This is a genomic window from Saltatorellus ferox (genome assembly GCA_007751475.1).
In the GTDB taxonomy this organism is placed as follows: Bacteria; Planctomycetota; UBA1135; order UBA1135.
In genome coordinates this window covers 4239121-4257683 of the sequence record CP036434.1, presented here as the reverse complement: position 1 = coordinate 4257683, position 18563 = coordinate 4239121, and the positions used below count along the sequence as shown (strand labels likewise).

The 18563-nt window shown below is 67.6% G+C and carries 9 protein-coding genes; 3 read left to right on the top strand and 6 right to left on the bottom strand.

Going from position 1 to position 18563, the window contains the following annotated elements; genetic code table 11:
* Both Poly30_RS15130 and Poly30_RS15125 read right to left on the bottom strand, forming a co-directional pair.
* Entirely contained in the window at window positions 1-2544 is a 2544-nt protein-coding gene (locus Poly30_RS15130; RefSeq protein WP_145198713.1) for a poly(ethylene terephthalate) hydrolase family protein, read from the bottom strand.
* Between the two features lie 155 nt (window positions 2545-2699).
* A complete protein-coding gene (locus tag Poly30_RS15125) occupies window positions 2700-6038 on the bottom strand; it encodes a hypothetical protein (protein ID WP_145198711.1) in 3339 nt (1112 codons plus the stop codon).
* A gap of 466 nt (window positions 6039-6504) precedes the next feature.
* On the opposite strand from Poly30_RS15125, the gene Poly30_RS15120 reads away from it, so the two are divergent.
* The 3 genes from Poly30_RS15120 to tyrS all read left to right on the top strand — a co-directional run bounded on the left by Poly30_RS15120 (window position 6505) and on the right by tyrS (window position 10859).
* Window positions 6505-8343: a 30S ribosomal protein S1 gene (locus tag Poly30_RS15120; RefSeq protein WP_145198709.1), complete on the top strand. Its 1839-nt coding sequence runs from the start codon at window positions 6505-6507 to the stop codon at window positions 8341-8343.
* Between the two features lie 140 nt (window positions 8344-8483).
* Window positions 8484-9596: a hypothetical protein gene (locus tag Poly30_RS15115; protein WP_145198707.1), complete on the top strand. Its 1113-nt coding sequence runs from the start codon at window positions 8484-8486 to the stop codon at window positions 9594-9596.
* A gap of 27 nt (window positions 9597-9623) precedes the next feature.
* On the top strand, window positions 9624-10859 hold the full coding sequence (tyrS, locus tag Poly30_RS15110) for a tyrosine--tRNA ligase (RefSeq protein ID WP_145198705.1): 1236 nt from the start codon (window positions 9624-9626) through the stop codon (window positions 10857-10859).
* 9 nt (window positions 10860-10868) lie between these two features.
* On the opposite strand, the gene Poly30_RS15105 is transcribed toward tyrS, so the two are convergent.
* From Poly30_RS15105 to Poly30_RS15090, 4 genes are all read right to left on the bottom strand, one after another.
* Window positions 10869-14186 carry an AAA family ATPase gene (locus Poly30_RS15105; protein ID WP_419190215.1) on the bottom strand — a complete coding sequence of 1106 codons (3318 nt, stop codon included), beginning with the start codon at window positions 14184-14186 and terminating at the stop codon, window positions 10869-10871.
* On the bottom strand, window positions 14183-15478 hold the full coding sequence (locus Poly30_RS15100; protein ID WP_145198701.1) for a metallophosphoesterase family protein: 1296 nt from the start codon (window positions 15476-15478) through the stop codon (window positions 14183-14185). Before Poly30_RS15100 ends, Poly30_RS15105 begins: the two co-directional genes overlap by 4 nt.
* A 224-nt stretch (window positions 15479-15702) precedes the next feature.
* The gene (locus Poly30_RS15095) at window positions 15703-17025 is read right to left on the bottom strand and encodes a DUF1573 domain-containing protein (protein WP_145198699.1); all 1323 of its coding nucleotides are present in this window, start codon (window positions 17023-17025) and stop codon (window positions 15703-15705) included.
* The gene (locus tag Poly30_RS15090) at window positions 17022-18560 is read right to left on the bottom strand and encodes a sulfatase family protein (RefSeq protein WP_419190214.1); all 1539 of its coding nucleotides are present in this window, start codon (window positions 18558-18560) and stop codon (window positions 17022-17024) included. Before Poly30_RS15090 ends, Poly30_RS15095 begins: the two co-directional genes overlap by 4 nt.
* Between the last annotated feature and the right edge of the window lie 3 nt (window positions 18561-18563).

Sequence of the window (18563 nt, the reverse complement as noted above, 5' to 3'; positions counted from 1 at the left end):
TCAGCGAGCCGTGATGTGGAGGTCGTCGAAGCCGAGGTGTCCTTCCGTCGGCAGACCTGGCCTGCCGAAGTCGAACTGGATCGCCGCGATATCGGAGAGATCGAGCGCGCTGCCGTCCATGGAGAAGTCGTTCAAGCGAATGCGAATGGTCTCGAACTCGTTGGACCAGCCGACACCTGTGCCGTCACCGGTTCGCTGGTAGGGTTCCTCGATGCCGCCGCCGTAGGCTCCGATGGCGATGGTGCTCGACCGTCCGGCGCCGTCGATCAGGGAGACCTCGAAGTCGAGGTCCTCCAGCGCGGCGACCGTTCCCGCCTCGCGCGTGACCTGGGTCGCGCGGAACGAAAGGAACCGCCCGCCGCGGAGGTCGCGGGCGCCGCTCGGCACCTCGTAGCGCAGAAAGGAGGGCGCGTCCCAGCGGAAGGTGATGCCGCGTGAGTCATCCAGGTTGCCCTTGACGCGGCTCATCCCGTTGAAGCGATCGGACGTACCGGCGCTCATCGAGCCGTTCGTGTCCCGCAGGCGCTCCTCGGTGAGGTCGGTCACGTCGAAGCTCACCGCGCCTCCAGAGCTGGAGAGGAATTCATCGGGATTCGTTTGGGTGTCCTCCACGAAGAAGTTCCCCGCGAGAGGGGAGTCCCGATATTCGAGGTTGACCGTGACGCACGACGACTGCGGTCGGCCGATGGGCGCGAACGACTCGTACTGTCTCCAGAAGAAGTCCTTCACGCCGGGCTCGCGGCGGAGGTAGTGGGCCATCAGGGCCGTGAAGTGGGCACGGATGATCTGGTGGGCCTCGTTGAAGGTGAGCAAGCACGGGCCGTCGGCCACCCGGCCGCCATGGCCTTCGTCGTGGAACACCGCGTGCCCCGCGCCATGCAGCGCGGTCACCATGCGCTCGCCGGCTGCACGCTCATGGAGGACGAAAGAGCGAACGATGCCGCTGCTCCCCGCGGCGCCGGTCACGTCGTCGTCGGCGCTTCCGGTCCAGACGTGGTAGGGAACGCCTCGCGGATTCGAGAGGTTCAGGCCCAGGAAGACCGTAGGCGCCATGCTGGAGATCAGGCGAATGTCGCTGGCTCCGTAGTGGTCGGGCACGTACTCCTGGAGCGTCAGACGCTGGTACGCGCGGGCCACGCCCTCGGCCCCGCGGCTGTGGCCGATCCAGGCGATGTTGCGGGCATCGACGTGGCCGTCGAGTACGCCGCCCGCGATCGTCCCGAGTTCGGCCAGGAAGAGGTCCGTGTTCACGAGCGTGGTGAGCGAGGCGCTCTCGATCCCCGGCATGGTGTTGTTCTCGTGGCTCATCACCACGTAGCCGTAGGACGCGAGGTGCTCGCCGATGTAGTCGTACCACTGGTAGTTGTGCCCGTTCCCGTGGCTCACCACGACGAGCGGTACGGCGCCCATGGTGGCGATGTCCGAGGGATAGTAGATCTTCTGGCGACGCAGGCTTCCGCCGTTGAAGAGCACGGAGGTGACCGCGTGCTGGGACGGCTGCACGGTGTCCCTGGCGATGATGAGCGCAGGCTCGTCACCGCCGCCATCGATGAGGTCGCCGGGCCCGAGCAAGCCATCGCGATCGACGTCGACGACGAGATCGTAGGCCGTTCCCACTCGATCCCCGCCCGGTCCCGGCGCAGGCGTACCGGTGAGCGTGCCCGCGTCGAGCGTGAAGATCGCGTTCGTGGCAGCGCCGCCGATCACGGCGATCGCCTGGGCGCTCCCGCGTGCATCGACGAGCGTGGCATCGAGCGCCCACTCGCGGGCGGAGCGCGCGGCGACCACGTAGATGTCGACGTTCATCCCCGTCGACTGGGCGATCGGTGTTCCGTCGAGGGTCAGGGAGAGGGTGTCGCCTTCGTTGAGCGCGTCGACGCGCTCGAAGTGGGGGAACTGCGCGAGGGGCCGACCGCCCATCTCGACCTCGACCGGGCGTGTCGGTGTCGCAGCGCTGAACGTCACGCTCAGCGCGCTCGTCGCGTTGAAGGCCGCGCCGCAGGGTCCCATGGCGTCGCGGTAGAACGCCTGGAACGCGCGCGTGTCGCCGGGCTGGAGCGCGCCCGCGCCAAAGGCCTGCGAGGTGGCCACGATCTGGCCGTAGGTGACGGTGCCAGCGCTGTCCGCGGTCCGGATCGGAAAGCGGTAGAGCCCCGAGGATCCGGCGCCGATGCAGAGCAGTCCGTCGCCGTTGCGCACCGAGTTCGCGGGCGATCCCATGAACAGGACGGTCGCCGCGCCCGGTGCGATGCCGGAGATGAGGATCTCGAGGTCGTCCGCCACCACGTCCCCGGTCCCCGCGCTCGAGAGCAGGGCGCCCGTCGTGAGGTCCTGGTCGAAGCCATCGTTGCCGCAGCCGCTATTCGCTGATTCGTTGCCACACGGGCAGCCGTCCCCAGGGCAGAACGGAACCCCGACCTGGTCCAGCGATGCACCCTGGGCGCTCGAACGCAAGAGCGGCGTCGCGGTCGCAGAGGAAGGAGCCAGCGTGACCGACGCTGCGAAGAGAGCCACGGCGTGGATCGCCAGAATCGAACGGTTCATCGAAGAGGGCGCAGAGGTGAAAGGAAGGGCGGGGAAGTCGCCCGCTCGCTGGTCCCAAGGTTACCCATCGGCGGCCGCCCGCCCCTCGGTTTTTGACCGGGACCAGGGCGCTGCACCGCGCTCGATTTCCCGGGACTCCCATTCCTGGACGACCTTCATGCGTCTCTCTGTCGCTGCTCTTCCAGCTCTCGCCAGATCTCGGCTGCCTGATCGCTCCGCCCGAGCGCCTCCAAAGAGCGCGCCATCTCCTCGTGCCGCCAGGTCCGGTCGTACGCGTTCTCATGAGCGCGAAGGAGTCGGAGCGCCTGCCCTGGCTCGCCGAGTCGCCTCAGGGCACTCGCCAGCTCGAGGTCCTGGTAGTAGCCGAGCCCCAGCCGTGAAAGGCGCCTTCGACGGAGGAACTCGCGGAGCAACGATCGGGCGAGGTCCGAATGGGATTCGGCGAGGAGGGAGATCAATCGAATGGCCAGTGCGCCCGGAAGACGTCGGTCCACGAGCAGCGGGGCGAACGAAGCGGTTCGGTCCGGGCTTTGCGAAAAGACCGGCTGGGACAGGACTTGTTCGAGGGACGCCTCCAGGACGTCGAGGCCGAGACCGTCCGCGGTCAGGTGGAAGGCCGCCGTCGTGGGGGAGCGTTTCAGGCTGGCTTCCAGGTCGCCGCCCTCCTGAAGGCGCGCGAGCTGTCCCGTGAGATCGACGGGCCCGTCGTCGTACCAGGCGGGGGCGACGAGGGTGCGGACGCGGCCCGTGGGCGCGGGCGGGATCCCGATCGACCGCGCTAGCTCCAGCACCAGCCCGCGAACGCTCGCCGTGAGCACGCTGCCTTTCGTGTGCGCGTACAGGTGAAACCCCATGAGGTGCCAGCTGTCGGTGATCGCCAGGAGGCATCGCGCCTGGGCCGTTCCGTTCGCATCTCGCCCGACGAGCAACTGCTTGTTGGCATCGGCGGCGTTCGCCGTCGTCGAGAAGAAGTTGACGTTGCCTGGCGACAGGCAGGTGTCGAACCAGAGCCCCATCTTCATGATCTCTAGGGGGTCGCCTTCGACGGCGAAGCGGAGTGCGGTGGTCTCAGGTACATCTTGACCGAGCTGGAACTCGCCTGCCGAAAACCATCGCTCCAGTCGAAGGCCGCGGGCCTCGGCTTCGTCGCGCCAGGCTCGGTTGGCCGGCTCGTCGCGGAGGTCCCACGGTCGAGGGCCCGCGCGCTCTTCGAGCAGGCGATAGCCGAGTGCGCGCGTGGGGCCAGGGAGCGCTTCGATCCCGGCGACCACGAGTTCGGCCTGTCGATCCTGCGACCAGTCGATCGCGGTGCGCGCTCGCTCGGAAAGCGCGGCCGTGGTGGAAGCCTGGAGCTCTCCCAGCCAGCGCCGGAATCGAGCGCGAATGGCGGCCGATTCGAGTCTCGCGCGGCATGCCTCAAAGTCCCCTGGATCGAGCGTCGACCGACCGTCGATTCGCGCGCGAAGCATCGCACGCCTGCGCTCGAGGGACGGCCGCTTGACCGGGCTCAGGTCCTCGTCCTTCAGCAGCCGTTCGATCGCGAGCAGCTCGTCGCGCAAGGCCGCGGGATCCACCAGAGTAGGAGCAAGCGCGCGCTGTAAGGCGGCGATGTCGGCGTGGGCCAGCAGTCCCTGGGCCGCGGGAACCAGGCCCGTGGGAATCCAGGCGCAGAGGTCCTCCAGCTCGGTGGCGCTGGCGTTTCTCGGCGCGGGCGGCGGGCTGGCCTGGCCGCGATCGGCTTTTTCTTTCCGGACCCAGAGGCGAGCGAATCGCGCCAGATCGGCGCGCTCGACCCCCGCTCGGAACGCCAGACGCAGCTCGTCCAGCATGAGGGGATCGCGGCACACGCGGCGAAGCTTGCGCACCCCCGAGTCGCTCCGCTCCTCCAGCGCTGCCCACGCCTGCCAGTACTCCGTCTCCAGGGCGGCAGCGTCGTGGGCCAGGTAGGCGGCCACCGCCGCGCTGTCCCACGTGCATCGATGCAGATTCGCTCGCGCAAATTCCGCGAGCTGACGCGGGTCGCGGACTGCGATCGCGAGGCCTTCGAACGCGCCGCTGAACCGCCAGTCACCGAGGGCGCGACGGACCCATGCGTCGCTCGAGGCCTCGGAAGCCAGCTCGAACGCGGCATCGAGGACGTCCTCCGCGTGCTCCCAGGGAACCTCATCCGAGCGCCATTCGAATTCCAGAGCCGTTTCTGCCACGAAGTGAGCCGCGGCGAGGCGTCGCGCATTCGGGAGCGCGCGGCCCACCGGGCCGCCGAGTCGCTGCGCTAGACCGTCGAGGAGCGCGGCCCGGCGACCTTCGCCGAGCGAGCTCAGCGGCCTCCCGGCGGCGTCGAGGAAGAGGGATCGAGCGGCGGGGAAATCGGACGGTGAATCCGGAAGGCGATCGAGGCAGCCCTGGATGGATCGGAGAACGTCTGCGTCCCGCTGGGCCGAGACTCTCCTCGCGGACGCGGCGAACGATGGGACTTCAAGTCCACGGGGAACCTCGTTCAGGAGGACTCGCGCGCGATCTGCGATGAGCCGGGAGAGGTCCCGGAGCGCGCGAGTCGACCGTGCAGCGTCTTTCCAGAGCGTCGTCAGCACCGCGGCCTCCTCCCGGAGCGAGCCCACGCCGTCCCACCAGGCCGCCCACTCCTGGACGTGGAGTCCAGAGAGTGACCCCAGGACCAGGTCCCGGGCCGTCGCGTCGCGCTCTTCGAGCAGGAAGCGAACGAGCTCGGTTCCCATGGAGTCACCCGCCTGCCGCGGCCCGAGATCCAGGGGGTCGAAGCCGCTGGGGTCTCGGCCTGCGGAGAACGTGGCCCGCGGGGTCACCAGGGCCTGGAGCGCCGCGGGGGCGCCTCCGCTTCGGGTCCTGGTGTCGAAGGCGCCGGGCTGCGCGAGAAGGAGGCGAGCCGTTTCCAGGCGATCCGGATTCCCACCGGTTGCCAGGACCTCCATCGCGAATCGGGTCGAGAGGTCCTCTCCCGGCGAACTCCTCAGCATGAGAAGCGGTGCGGCCCAGCGCTGCAGCGTCAGGGTTCCGCGCTCTCGCAGGTCGTCGTCATCCCAGGCGAGGCATTCGAGTTCGGGCCAGGGGGCCGCCGAGCTCCTTGGGGCGAGTACGGGATCCCCTTCGTGGACAGCGCTCTGGAGCTGGCGAAGGCGCTCCTCCACGCGGGTCGACCAGGCCGCGAGGTCGCCCACCACGCTCTCCAGGACGCGGGGGAACTTTCGCGGGGCGCCGCGCAGCGTGTAGAAGCTGGCGCGCAGTCGCTCCCGGTCGAGCGTCAGGTCCTGCCACGCGCCGTTGGACCTGGGACGCGCTCGCCAGGGGATCACGCGGTCGTCGGCGCCTCCGGACGGGGGACCGTACGGGTACCCCGCTAGCCAACCCAGGCCGTCCGCCAGGTAGAGCCTGGCCGCACCTTCGGCGCCTCGGGTCTTGCCCGGGCGACGATCGCCGCGTCGATTCCGGGCTTTCGGTTCTTCGTCGTCGTGGGTCAAAGGCGATGGATTCGGGGCCGTTTTGCCCTCGTCTGCCCGGTTTCCGGGGCCTGGAGGGTGCGTTCGAGGCACTCAAGGCGTACAACACTTCGGCCGAAAGGCAACCTGGAGCGCCTCGTAGGCGGCGCTTCGGCGGCGAGGCCATTTGACTGGTGCTCGCCGTGGGGCTGGAATCGTCCACCCCGATCAGCTTACCGCCCGCGGGGGTGCGCCCCGTTCGCCTTTTCCATTGGCCCCGTTCCTGAGACTGCCGCCAGGCTGACTGCGCTTTTCATCATCCACTCCGCGCCATCGCGCGTGAGCCAGCGCCCGCCTCGCAGGTGATGAGCCGCCGCCCCGATCCGTCGGGGCCCGCGCGTGCCCCCACCCGGACTCCCGGCCCTCCGCGGCCTCACCCTCCAGCTTCGGCCGACGGGGTGAAGAGGAGACCAGCGTCCCTCGAACACAGAAACCCCACTCCTTCCCCATGGCCGTCGCTTCACGCCGCGTCCGCAAGTACGAACTCGATCCAGCTGAGCTTGAGCGGAGGGTTGCCGAGAACTTCGGCGACAAGTCCCTCGAGGAACTCTCAGAAAGCCTGAACGAGTCCATCGTCGATATCCGCCCCGGCCAGATCGTGATGGCGAAGGTCGACTCCGTCGACGAGCGCACCGGCCTCGTCATCATGGACGTCGGCGGCAAGGCAGAAGGTCAGATCTCGCTGAACGAGTTCGGCGACAACCTTCCGCTCAAGGGCGAGTCGTTCGAAGTGTACTTCGAGGGCCTCGACGAGAACGACATGTCGGTGCTCTCCAAGCGCCGCGCCGATCGTCTCCGCGCCTGGGAGCACGTCAGCCAGAAGTACGCCGAGGGCGACGAGGTCCAGGGCATCGTCCAGCGCAAGATCAAGGGTGGATTGCTCGTCGACGTCGAAGGCGTCAACGTCTTCCTCCCGGCGAGCCAGGTCGCGCTGCGCCGTACGCACGACATCTCCGACTTCATCGACGAGCCGGTGCGCGCGCGCATCATCAAGATCGATGCGGAGCGCATGAACATCGTCGTTTCGCGGCGCAAGCTCCTCGAAGAAGAGCGTCAGAAGCAGAAAGAGACGCTGCTCAAGGACATCACCGAAGGCCAGATCCGCATGGGTACGGTCAAGAACATCGCCGACTTCGGCGTGTTCGTCGACCTCGGCGGCATCGACGGTCTGCTCCACATCACCGACATGTCGTGGGGCCGGATCAACCACCCCAGCGAGATGGTCGAGCTGGAGCAGGAGCTGGAAGTCCAGGTCCTCCGCGTCGACTTCGACCGCGAGCGCATCGCCCTCGGTCTCAAGCAGAAGACCGCGTCGCCGTGGGACGGCGTCGAAGCACGCTACCCCGCGGGCAGCAAGCACAAGGGCGAGGTGGTCAACATCATGTCCTACGGTGCGTTCGTCAAGCTGGAGGAGGGCATCGAAGGCCTCGTCCACATCTCCGAGATGTCGTGGACGCGTCGCGTCAACCACCCGTCGGAGCTCGTGAAGACCGGTGATCCGGTCGAGGTCGTGGTTCTGGAGTTCAACCACCAGAAGCAGGAGATCTCGCTCGGCATGAAGCAGGCCGAGACGAACCCCTGGGACCTCGTCGAGGAGCACTACCCGATGGGTACGGTCATCGAAGGCACGGTTCGCAACCTCACGAGCTACGGCGCGTTCGTGGAGATCGAGGAGGGCATCGACGGCCTCCTGCACGTCTCCGACATGTCGTGGACCAAGAAGGTCGCGCACCCGTCCGAGATGGTCAAGAAAGGCGACCGCCTGCAGTGCGTCGTCCTCTCGGTCGACAAGGAGAAGAAGCGGATTGCCCTCGGTAAGAAGCAGCTCACCCCGGACCCGTGGCTCGAGACGATCCCGGCGAACTACCACGTCGGCGACCTCCTCTCCGGCTATGTCACGAAGATCACCAACTTCGGTGTGTTCGTGAAGCTCGACGACGACCTCGAAGGTCTGCTCCACATCTCGGAGCTGACGGACGACCGTGAGGCCAAGCCGGAGGACATCCTCCAGCCCGGTCAGAAGGTCGAGGTTCGCATCATCCGCGTCGACATCGAGGAGCGGAAGATCGGTCTCTCGTTCGTTCACTCGGACTTCGCCGAGAACGAGAACCTTCCGGCCCCGGAGCCGGCGGCAGAAGCGACCGAGGACGCCTCGGGCGACGACTCGGCGGCTCCGGCTGCTGAAGCTGCTCCGGCCGAAGCAGCGGCAGAAGCTGCGGCAGAAGTTCCAGCCGAAGCTGCGGCAGAAGCTCCAGCCGAAGCACCTGTGGAAGAGAAGGCCGAGTAGGTCGCTTCCGTAAAGACACGATGGCTGCCGCCTGAAAGGGCGGTTGCCTGAAGAGAGAGGCGAGGACGGCAATGGCCGCCCTCGCCTCTTTCTTGAGCGTTCCGAAACAACGGCGCCGCGGGGTGCTACCCTGCTGCGCCATGGTTGTTCCCGCTTGCCCCCGCCGTTTCGTATCGCTCTTCGGTCTCGCCCTGTTCGCCGGGTGCCATGGCACTCCGGGATCGGCGCCGTCGCCCGTGACCCTGGAGGTGGAGACCGTGTCGAGCGGTGCGAGCCTCGTGGTTCACAGGGTCTATACCGCGGCGTTCGATGCGCTGGAGGCGGCTCTTGAGTCCGACGATCTCCTGGTGGCCCGGTCCACGCTCCAGCGGCTCCAGCAGCGCCTGGCCGTCGATCGCGCGACGGCACCGACGCTGGCGGAGGCGCGCCAGCGAGACGACGACATCGCGGCCCGAACCCTGGGCGGCGAGCTTCCGAGCGCGGAGAACGTCCAGGCCGCGCTGAAGATGGCCGAGGGCTTCGAGCGCGTGATCGAGGGGCGCCTGCGTATGGCCGCGATCGAGATGGAACTCGAGCTGGAGCGCAAGCCCGGGACCGAGGTCATCGAGATCTATCTCGTCGCGAAGTCGACGTGGCCGCAGCCGCTCGTGCTGGAGCCGGGAGCCGGGCGCCTCGAAGTGCTGCGCGCCTCGCTCGAGCCGCGCACCGGCGGCGAGCGGCGGGAGGCGCGGATCCGGGCGCTCGAAGGTGGGACCCGGCTGGAGATCCCGGCCCGGGGCACGGTTCGCGCGCTTTTGACCGAGGTCCCGGTCGAGGTCCCGGTTGGATCGATCGCCACGCGGATGGAGACGCAGGTGACGTTCAACGGCGGCACGGTGAGCGAGGGGGATCTGATGCTCCCCATGCGCGAGGAGGATCTTCCGCGGACCCGGCGGACGGATCTGGCGGGCTGGGTGCCGACGAGCCTCGTCGAGCCGGTCGAACTCGCGGAACTGGTCGAGCGCGGAGGCGCCCCCCTGGCTGCGCTCCTCGAACGTGCCGTACGGATCTCGCCCACGCGGCGCGATGAGACCCTGGATCGACTGGGTAAGGTGGTCCAGACCCTGCCGATCGACGCCTTCCATTCGATCGTGCCCGCGCTGCGCTGGATCGTGGGGACGAACGAGTTCGGGCGCGACGAGAAGCGCTGGCGCGATTGGCTGATCGAGCGCTACGAGGCGCGTGCGGCCGAGGGTCGTGCTATCGGCGGCTAGCTCCTCCGGGTTAGTATCTTCGGCGCCATGCAAGACTCAAGCGCCGACGTCACCACCACCGAGCAGGATCCTGAAGTCGAGCGCCAGCTGGCCGTCTTCAAGCGCGGAACCACCGACCTCATCGACGAGAAACAGCTCCGTGGGATGATCGCCAGGTCTCTGGAGACGGGGGTGCCACTGCGCATCAAGTTCGGCATGGACCCCTCGTCGCCGGACCTTCACCTCGGCCACGCGGTCCAGCTTCGCAAGCTGCGCGACCTCCAGGACCTCGGCCACAAGATCGTCCTCATCGTCGGCGACGCCACGGCGATGGTGGGGGACCCGAGCGGCCGCAACAAGCTGCGCCCGATCCTGACCCGGGCCGACGTCGACGAGAACCTGAAGACCTACACGTCCCAGGCGGCCCGCGTCCTCGATCTCGCCAAGACCGAGGTCCGTCAGAACGCCGAGTGGTTCGACAAGATGAACTTCGAGGACCTCCTCAAGCTCACGACGCGCATGACGGTGGCGCAGATGGTCGAGCGCGACACGTTCCAGACGCGCATGGAGGCGAACGAGCCCATCGGCATCAACGAGTTCCTCTACCCTCTCATGCAGGGCTGGGACTCGGTTATCGTCGAGGCCGACCTCGAACTCGGCGGGACGGACCAGCTCTTCAATCTCCTCGTTGGCCGCCGCCTCCAGGAGCAGGAGAATCAGCGCCCGCAGATCGTGATGACGCAGCCGCTCATCAACGGCCTCGATGGCCGGAAGATGAGCAAGTCCTACGGCAACGCTGTCGGTCTCACCGCGACCGCGAAGGAGATGACCTTCCGGATCATGCAGGTGGACGACGAGGTGATGCCGACATGGTTCCTGCACCTCACGCGTCTCTCGCCAGATGATATCGAAGCGATCCTGGCGGGCCACCCGCGCGAAGCGAAGGCCCGCCTCGCCGGAGAGGTTACCACCTTCTACCACGGCGCCGAAGCGGCCGCCGAGGCCGCGGAGATGTTCAACCGAGAGGTGCGCGACAAGGTCCTCCCGGACGATATCCCCGCCGTCACCTGGGACGCTTCCTGGGGCGATTCCCTGGCCCTCCCGAACTTCCTGAAGGAAGCGGGCCTCTGCCAGTCCACCTCGGAGGCCCGCCGGGCGATCCAGCAGGGCGGCGTGCGCCTCGACGGAGACGTCCAGGACGACGTGGCCTACGAGGTCGCGAAGCCGAGCGGCGAGGTGCTCGTGCAGGTGGGCAAGAAGCGAGTGAAGCGCCTCCTGCCCTGACGCTGGCCCTCATGATCCAGGCGTTCGTTCGTTCTCGCGGCTCCACTCGCCTTGGAGTCTGAGTACGTCGACGGGAACGCCTTCGTCTGTCAGGCGCAGGGCGGTCTCGACGACGCTGCCGTGGTGCGAGAACACGATCACCTGGGTCGACTTCGAGAGCTCGGCGAGCACCCGCAGGGCGGCTTCGGTTCGCTCGTCGTCGAAGTTCACGAACAGGTCGTCCGCGATGAAGGGCATCGGTTCGACGGTCTTGAGCATGTGCTCGACGCTGGCGATGCGGAGGGCGAGGTAGAGCTGGTCGCAGGTGCCTGAACTCATCTCGTCCACGCCGACCTGGCGGCCGTCCGGGCGCCGCGCCACCATCACCTCCTTGCCGCTCGCCGATTCGGAGGGGTGGAGCTGCTCGTAGGCACCCAGGGTGAGGACCTTGAAGAGCTCCTGTGCGCGCTGGAGGAGAGGGCCGTGGGTTTCCTGCCGGTTGCGCTCGATCTCCCGGCGCAGGAGTTCGTCCGCGAGGTGAGCCCTCAGGAACTCGGCGGTGGCCTCGGCGAGCTCGGTTTCGATCTGGGCGATGCGTGCCTGTAGGTGGGCGGCCTCGGCGGACCCCTTCGACTCCACCTGGCCCCTCAGTAGGCCCTCTTCCCGCGCGCGCGCGGAGATGACGGCGTCCAGGGCGCGGGCCTCCGCCTGGGCTTCCTTGAGGGCTTCGTTGAGTTCGTCGACGGAGCGCTCGCCGATGGACTCTCCCAGGGTGGCGGGGTCCACGTCCTCGCCGTGCTCGGCCTTCAGTTCCGACTCGATGCGACGAATGTCCGCGTCGAGGCTGCGTGCACGCTCGGATTGCTCGGCGAGCTGCAGCAGCGCGGCGAGGGTCGGGCACGAGGCCTCGTCGGCCATCTTCTTGAGGGTCGCTTCGAGGTCCTCGAGACGCTTCGCTGCGACCGCGCCCGCATCCTGCTGGGCTTTGAGGTTCTTCGAGAGCTGCTCCAGCTCGGACTTCGCCTGCCCGGCCTCGCGGAGCGCCCGCGAGAGTCGATCCATGCGCGCTTCCGCGAGCACGACGCCCTCGGGCGTCCCCTCGGCCTTCGCCGCTTCGAGCGCGGCCTCGAGCACCTGGTCACTGGGGCGCACGTTGAGTTCCTCGCAGAGGGCGGCGACGTCGCGCTCGAAAGAGGCGGCGGCCTCACTACGCTCCAGCATCTCCTGCTCCAGACGCGTGATCTCGCGTTCGGCTGCGTGAACGTTGACCAGCATCCGGAGCCGCCGCTGGGCTGACTCGGGGCCGGCGCCGGGATCGAGCGATCGCTCGAGCGCCCACTGGGTCCACTCGGCGCGGGCGGCTTCGAGGTCGTCGTTAGCGGCTCTCCAGCGTGCGCGATGATCGGCTTCCTGGAGGCGGGCTTGTTCCAGTGCCTCGGTGGCCGCCTGACGAATGGATTGCGCCTCCCGCAGAATGGCTCCGCGGCGCGCGCACCAGGAACGTAGCCGGGTCGCGGGCATGGGGGCAAGGCCCGCGAGAGCGAGTTCCTCGTTCCACTTCTTCGCGTGCGCGGCGGTGGCCTCGCGGGCCGCGTCGAGCGCACTGCGGAGTTCGACGCAGAGCTTGTTCGCGCGCTGTAGCGCGCCTTCCTGGGCTTCGCGTTCAGCAGCTCGCGCGGACTCTCGCGCGCGGCGGTCCACCAGATCGTCGGCTGCGTTCACGGCTCGCTGGAGGTCGAGCGCGGTGCAAGCCTCGCGGGCCTGGGAATCGAAGACGGTCCGAATAAGCTCGTCGCGCTTTTCGCGCGCGGTCTGAAGCTCGCTCGAGGTCGGCGGTGGGCCGTCTGCTGAGTCCGCGAGGCGCTCCAGCGCCTGGCGGGCGTCGAGCGCGTCCGCCTCGGAGCGTTGAAGGTCGCGAGCCAGACCCTCCTCCCGCGCAGCATCCTCTCGCTCTTCCCGTTCGCGGCGCTCGATCTCTTCTTCTGCTGGAACCTGAAGCTCCAGGAGTTCAGCCAGGGTGCCCCTGAAGGGGGCCAGGGAATCGAGGTCTGCGGCGAGCTTGTCAGACAGCGTGTCTTCGATGCGCTCGAGGCGCTCGGCGGCTTCTTGCGTGACGGGCTCTGCGCGGCAGACGGCCTCGTGGGCGACCTTGCGAGTGCTGGTCCGCTCGGCGAGTTCCTTGGAGAGTCGATCGGCGGCGTCGCTCAGCTCGTCGAGACTCGCGTTGCCCGGGCGCGCCACGCGGAGGTCGTCCGTGTCGGCCTCGTCGAGGTGATCCGCGCCCGCCTGGCGCTGCGCTTCGAGGCGCTTGGCGCGCGCGGCACTGACCTGGCGCTGGAGCTTCGTGCGTGCGGCGGCTGCTTCGCGGAAAGCGCCGCGGCGCTGAGCGAGAGCCTCGATGACGGCAGCCTTCGCGAGCAGCTCGGGACCCGCGAGCGCGTTCGCGCGTGCGATGGCCTCCTCCAAGCCGCTGATTTCCCGGGAGCGCTCATCCGCGCGCTCTTCGAGCGTGGCGCTTTCGCGGGAGAGGTCCTGGACGCGGCGCACCCTCGGCGCATCGAGGGGCTTCAAATCCCCGAGCGCGAGGCGCTCCTTGCGGCGGGTCTCCAGCTGGTCGAGCGAGATGGCTGAGCGGCGCAGGCTCACCAGTTCTTCCGCGCGGGCACGCGCTCGCTCGCGTGCTTCGATGTCGGCTTCGTTCTCGGCGAGGACGGCCTTGAGCTTCTTCGCGCCCTCCTGGTGAGAAGCGGGGCGGAGGGACGTTTTCTTGAGCGTCGCCGTGAGATCCTTGTGTTCCTTGACGAGTTCGTTGATGCGGCCCTTCGGCGAGCGATCGACGTAGAGGTTCTTCAGGTCACCCTCGAGCCGGCCCGTGACGTGGCGAAGTCGCTGACCGCCGAGCATGGCGCCGAAGAGCGCGCGCCCGATTTCGCCCTTGCCCTCGAGGAGGTCGCTTCCGCCCGCGACCATCGTCTCGTAGTCGAGTCCGAAGAGCGTTTCGAAGCGCGTGCGCTCCAGGTTTCCGAGGAACGGAGTGAGCTCCTCGATGGCCATGGGCTCATCGTCGGCTTTGTTCCAGAGCGGCGTCTTCTGGGAAGTCCGTCGGAGGTACTCGATCTTGAGGCCATCGGAGCGCAGCAGTGCGGCGCCAATGCGCAGGTCGGAGCTCGCGTGGACTTTCTTCCTCGGCGCGATGCCGTAGAGCACCGAGCGGAGAGCTTCCAGCGTCGTGCTCTTGCCCGCGCCGTTCGTGCCGAAGACGAGGTGGAGTCCGCTCGTGTTGCCGAAGGTCAGCTCGAAGTCGGTGAACGTCCCGAAGGGACGCATGTGGAGAGACTCGAACCTCAAGCTGGCTCCTCGGCCTCCGCCTCGTCGTCGCCAGCGCGCAGGAGCGCGGCGAGGAAATCGCGCGCCTCGGGTAAGGCGGCGCGCAGGGCGTTCGGGCTCGCCGGGTCGATGCGCTCGCGCACTGCCGGGGGCAGCTTCACGGATAGCTTCTGGAGCTCACGGGCCATGCCGTCCAGCACGTCGGCGGGGAGTTCGATGTGGTGTAGGCGCGCCGCAAACGCGGTGAGAGTGTCGTCCGAGGCCTCCCCCGACGTCGCATCCGGCGGGAGCGACGTGCGAATCTTCAGCTGTTCGATCCAGATGTCGTCCGACACCGCAGCGGCGCGCGCGCGGATCTCCTGGGTCATCCGGTGTGTCTCGGTACGCAGCAACGGGTCCAGGGCGGTCGCGCCGCCGAGGACCACGCGCACCGCGAGCTGGCGGTCTCCGGCGGTCTGGGCGGCGCTTCGAAGCTCGCGATCGAGGCACAAAAGCGCCTCGGACTCGGAGGTGGCGCCCGCGAGGTCCACGTCGAGTACGGCCCAGCGAGCCACGTCGACGGTGATCGGCTCCAGTCGCTCGATGGCGCCTTCCTGGACATGGACGAGGGTCGCGCCCTTCGGCCCGGTTTCGCGGACGTGTCGGCCCTGGATGTTCCCCGGGAAGACGACCCAGGGCTCCTCCGAGACGACCTGGCGCTGGTGGATGTGGCCGAGGGCCCAGTAGTCGTAGCCGCGAGCGCGCAGGTCATCGAGGGTGCAAGGCGCGTAGGTACCGTGCCCTTCGTAGCCCTCGAGTCCGGAGTGAAGGAGCCCGATGTTGAGGAACTCGGGGTGCGCGTCAGGGTAGCCGAGCGCGAGGTTCTCCATCACGTGGGGTTCGCGGTAGCTCTGGCCGTGGATGGCGACGCCGAGGTCCTCCAGCAGGACGGTGTGCGCTTTCTTCGACTTGAACTCGGTGACGCCATCGGGCCAGCTGAGCCGACTCGCGACCTTGCTCTCGGCGTCATGGTTGCCGCGGATGACGAAGACGCGGATCCCTGAAGTCGTGAGGCGGCGGAGCTGACTGAGGAACCAAAGCCCCGAGTTGTAGTCCTGCCACTCGCCGTCGAAGAGGTCGCCGGCCAGGAGGACGAAGCGAACCTCGTGGATGAGGGCGGCGTCGACGAGCGCGGCAAAAGCATCGCGAGTCGCCTGGCGCAGGCGGTCCGCAGGTGCCCCAGGATAAGTCGACAGCCCGCGAAGGGGGCTGTCAAGATGCAGGTCGGCCGCGTGAAGAAACCGAAACGAGGTAGGCGCGCTGGCCGAGGTCATACCCCCTAGATTAGCCAATGGTGGGGACCGTCCGAAACTCCGAGCCCTCTCCCGCTCGAAAGGAACTGCAACCACCGACCACAGCCGGAACAAACGGACCAGGTGCATCCATTCCGGAACAAACGGACCAGGTGCATCCATTCCGGAACAAACGGACCTGGTCCGTTTGTTCCGGTCCGTTTGTTCCGGAATGGATGCACCTGTTCCGTTTGTGTCGGTTGCGGTCAGGAGTTTTCGGGCTCGGGGTCGCGGGCGTTGCCGCTCAGTGGGATGCGCAGCTCGTTTTGGGGGGCGGTTTCCGGGAGGCCGCCGAAGGACTCTTCTAGCTTGAGGACCAGGTCGCCCGAGAGGAAGCCGTGGGGGTGGTCGGGGAGCACTTTGATCGTGTACGACCATTCGATGGCGCGGCCATCGTCGAAGGGTTTGACGGGCTCGTAGCTGACCTCGAACTTCTCCGCATTCACGGAGTCCAGTTGGGCGGATTCGATTTTTATGCGCGCGCCTGGGACGAGGGCCGCGATGCGGCCCGTGAACTCCTTGCCCTTCGTGCGGTCGAACGCTCGCAGCATGGCGAGGTTCGGGGTGGCCACGACGTCCGGGACCACCAGCGCGACCACCGGGAGTTCCAGGCGCCCTTCCTCTCCGTCGCCGTTCTCGTCCGTCGTCTTCAAGATCACCTCGCCGCGGATCGGCCCGAGCGGGGAAAGCGGCGGGACCGTCACGTTCACGTACCAGACGTACTCACCGCCGAAGGTCTCCGTGACCAGCTCAGCCTCGATGCCTTCCGGCGTGGACAGGACGCCCAGTACCCTCCCGGGATTGCCCCCGCGGTCCACCAGGATCTTGGTGCGCTCCGACTTACCACTGGAGAAGGGCGCGTTCAGGAGGTTCGCTCGATCCGGCGCGAAGACGAACGCCCGCGTCGGGTTGAAGCCGACCTCGAAGGTCAGGTAGGGCCTTGCGACGCTGTCCGTCGAAAGGCGCATCAGCGCGAGCTTGCGCTGATTCGGCTTCGAGAACTTCGTCATCAGCTTCATACGGATCAGGATCGTTCCGCCCGCCGGCACCGTGGCGAGATCCTTGTTCGCGTCGATCGAGAAGGCGGTCGGGTACGCCGGACGGTTGCCCTCCGCGTCCGTCACCGTGTAGTCCATGAAGCGCGTGCATCCGCAGGCCGCCTGCGCGCTCGTGATCACGACCGGCGCGGTTCCGGTGTTGCCCAGGACCGTCGCCCACTCCAGGTCGGTTCCGAACGGGACATCCCCGAACTCCTTGTAGAGGGGTCGCTCTTCGATGTCCGGGTGGATGACCTCCAGGAGGCCTGCACCGGGCGTTCCCGGGACCGGGTCGACGCCTCCCAGATCGATGGTCCCCTTCCCGTCAGGGTTGTAGGCGGGCGGCTCGCTCGCGCCTCTCCCCGCCGCTGCGTCCGGCTCCGACCCGGATCCACAGGCCGCCATCAGGGCGAGCAGCACCAGCGGCGCCACGCGGCGCGTGGCTCCCTTGGGGTCGTTCCATGTCGAGTCGGGGCGTTCGGGCTGGTTCATTTGGGCTTTTCGTCTCTATCGGGATCGTTCCCGCCGCCGTAGCCGAGTGCCTCCAGCCTCGCAGCGCTCGGGCCGCTGCTCTTGCCGTCGGGCAACTCCACCTTGGTCACCTCCCGCTCGTCGAGGAACTCCTGGAGACGCATGGCCTCCGGGTGGTCCTCCGCGTAGAGGTTCTGGATCTCTTCCGGGTCCTTCACCAGGTCATACAGCTCCGACAGGCGCGGGTTTCGCTCGTGGTAGATGAGTTTCCACCGGCCGTCGCAGGCCATGTACAGGTTGTCCGCCTGCCCCACGGGAAGCTTCTGGGCCCCGGGCGAGTGCGTATCGTAGTCATTGAGAGCGTCCGCGTAGGCGATCCGAGGGGAGCTCTCCCGCTGGCCTCGGATCAGATCGAGGACCGATTCTCCTTCGATGGCCTGGCGCAGCGGCACTTCCAGCGCCTCCAAAAGCGTCGGAACGATGTCGATCGTACGCACCTGATCCGGCACGACCGTCGCAGCCCCGAACCCCGGAATCCGGATGATCAGCGGCACGTGCACGCTCCACTCGTAGAGCAGCCGGTGCTTCATCCAGCCCTGGTTCTTCATTCCCTCGCTCAGGCCCTGACCGTGGTCCGCCGTCACGACGATGATGGTGTTGTCCATCTGGCCGTTCTCCTCCAGCCACTGCACCACCCGTCGAATCTGCATGTCCATGAAGGCGAGCTCGGGGTCGTACATCTTCTCGCGCCACTCGAGCAGCTTGGCGCCCCCGCGGACAGACTCCGGATCCGGGTACTCGATGCCGTAACCCTTCATGAACTCAGCGGGCGGCACGAGCGAGTAGTCGTGGACGTCGAACATGTGTAGCCACATGCACCACGGGCCGTCCTTGCCCTCCTTGTCGAGCCACTCCAGTGCACCGTCGGTGGTGAAGTCCCCGCGTCGCTGCGTGCTGCTCTTGCCGCTCTGGTCCCAGCTCGTCTCATGGCGCTGCTGCTCCGTGAGATCGAGTTCGTCCGTGGCGATGCCCGCGTCGAAGCTATCGAAGCCCTGATGCAGGTTGTATTCCTCCGAGACCGGATAGGAGCTGACGCGCGCCGCGGTCTTGTAGCCGTTCGCTTTCAGGATTTCCGGGAGCGTATCGACGCTGTCCTTGAGCCGGTGGCTGACCACGTCGCTGTAGAACACCCGCATCCCGTGCTTGTAGTTGTTGAGGCCCGTCAGGATCGACGAGTGCGACATGGGCGTGATGCCCGCCGTGGAGATCGCGCGTTCGAAGCGGGACCCGTCGGCGGCCAGCGCGTCGAGCGTGGGGGTCAGCCCCGGCTTCCCGCCATAGCAGCTCAGTCGATCCGCGCGCGTCGTATCCAGCGTCACGACGAGGACGTTCATCTTCTTGCCGAGGGTCACGCCACCGCTGGTGCTCGCCTCGTTCGAATCCTTCGAACCGCACCCCGCGGTCAGGAGGCCCAAGAAACACCCCACGAGCAGCCCCGCTGGACTGCAAGCGAAGGGAAGGTGGACGCGGTGCGGACGATCGATGCGATGCTGCATGGG

Bases quoted from the DNA above. Each gene is read 5' to 3' on its own strand.
- Poly30_RS15130 (WP_145198713.1), bottom strand. From the start codon at position 2,544: ATGAACCGTTCGATTCTGGCGATCCACGCCGTGGCTCTCTTCGCAGCG.
- Poly30_RS15120 (WP_145198709.1), top strand. From the start codon at position 6,505: ATGGCCGTCGCTTCACGCCGCGTCCGCAAGTACGAACTCGATCCAGCT.
- Poly30_RS15115 (WP_145198707.1), top strand. From the start codon at position 8,484: ATGGTTGTTCCCGCTTGCCCCCGCCGTTTCGTATCGCTCTTCGGTCTC.
- tyrS (WP_145198705.1), top strand. From the start codon at position 9,624: ATGCAAGACTCAAGCGCCGACGTCACCACCACCGAGCAGGATCCTGAA.
- Poly30_RS15100 (WP_145198701.1), bottom strand. From the start codon at position 15,478: ATGACCTCGGCCAGCGCGCCTACCTCGTTTCGGTTTCTTCACGCGGCC.
- Poly30_RS15095 (WP_145198699.1), bottom strand. From the start codon at position 17,025: ATGAACCAGCCCGAACGCCCCGACTCGACATGGAACGACCCCAAGGGA.
- Poly30_RS15090 (WP_419190214.1), bottom strand. From the start codon at position 18,560: ATGCAGCATCGCATCGATCGTCCGCACCGCGTCCACCTTCCCTTCGCT.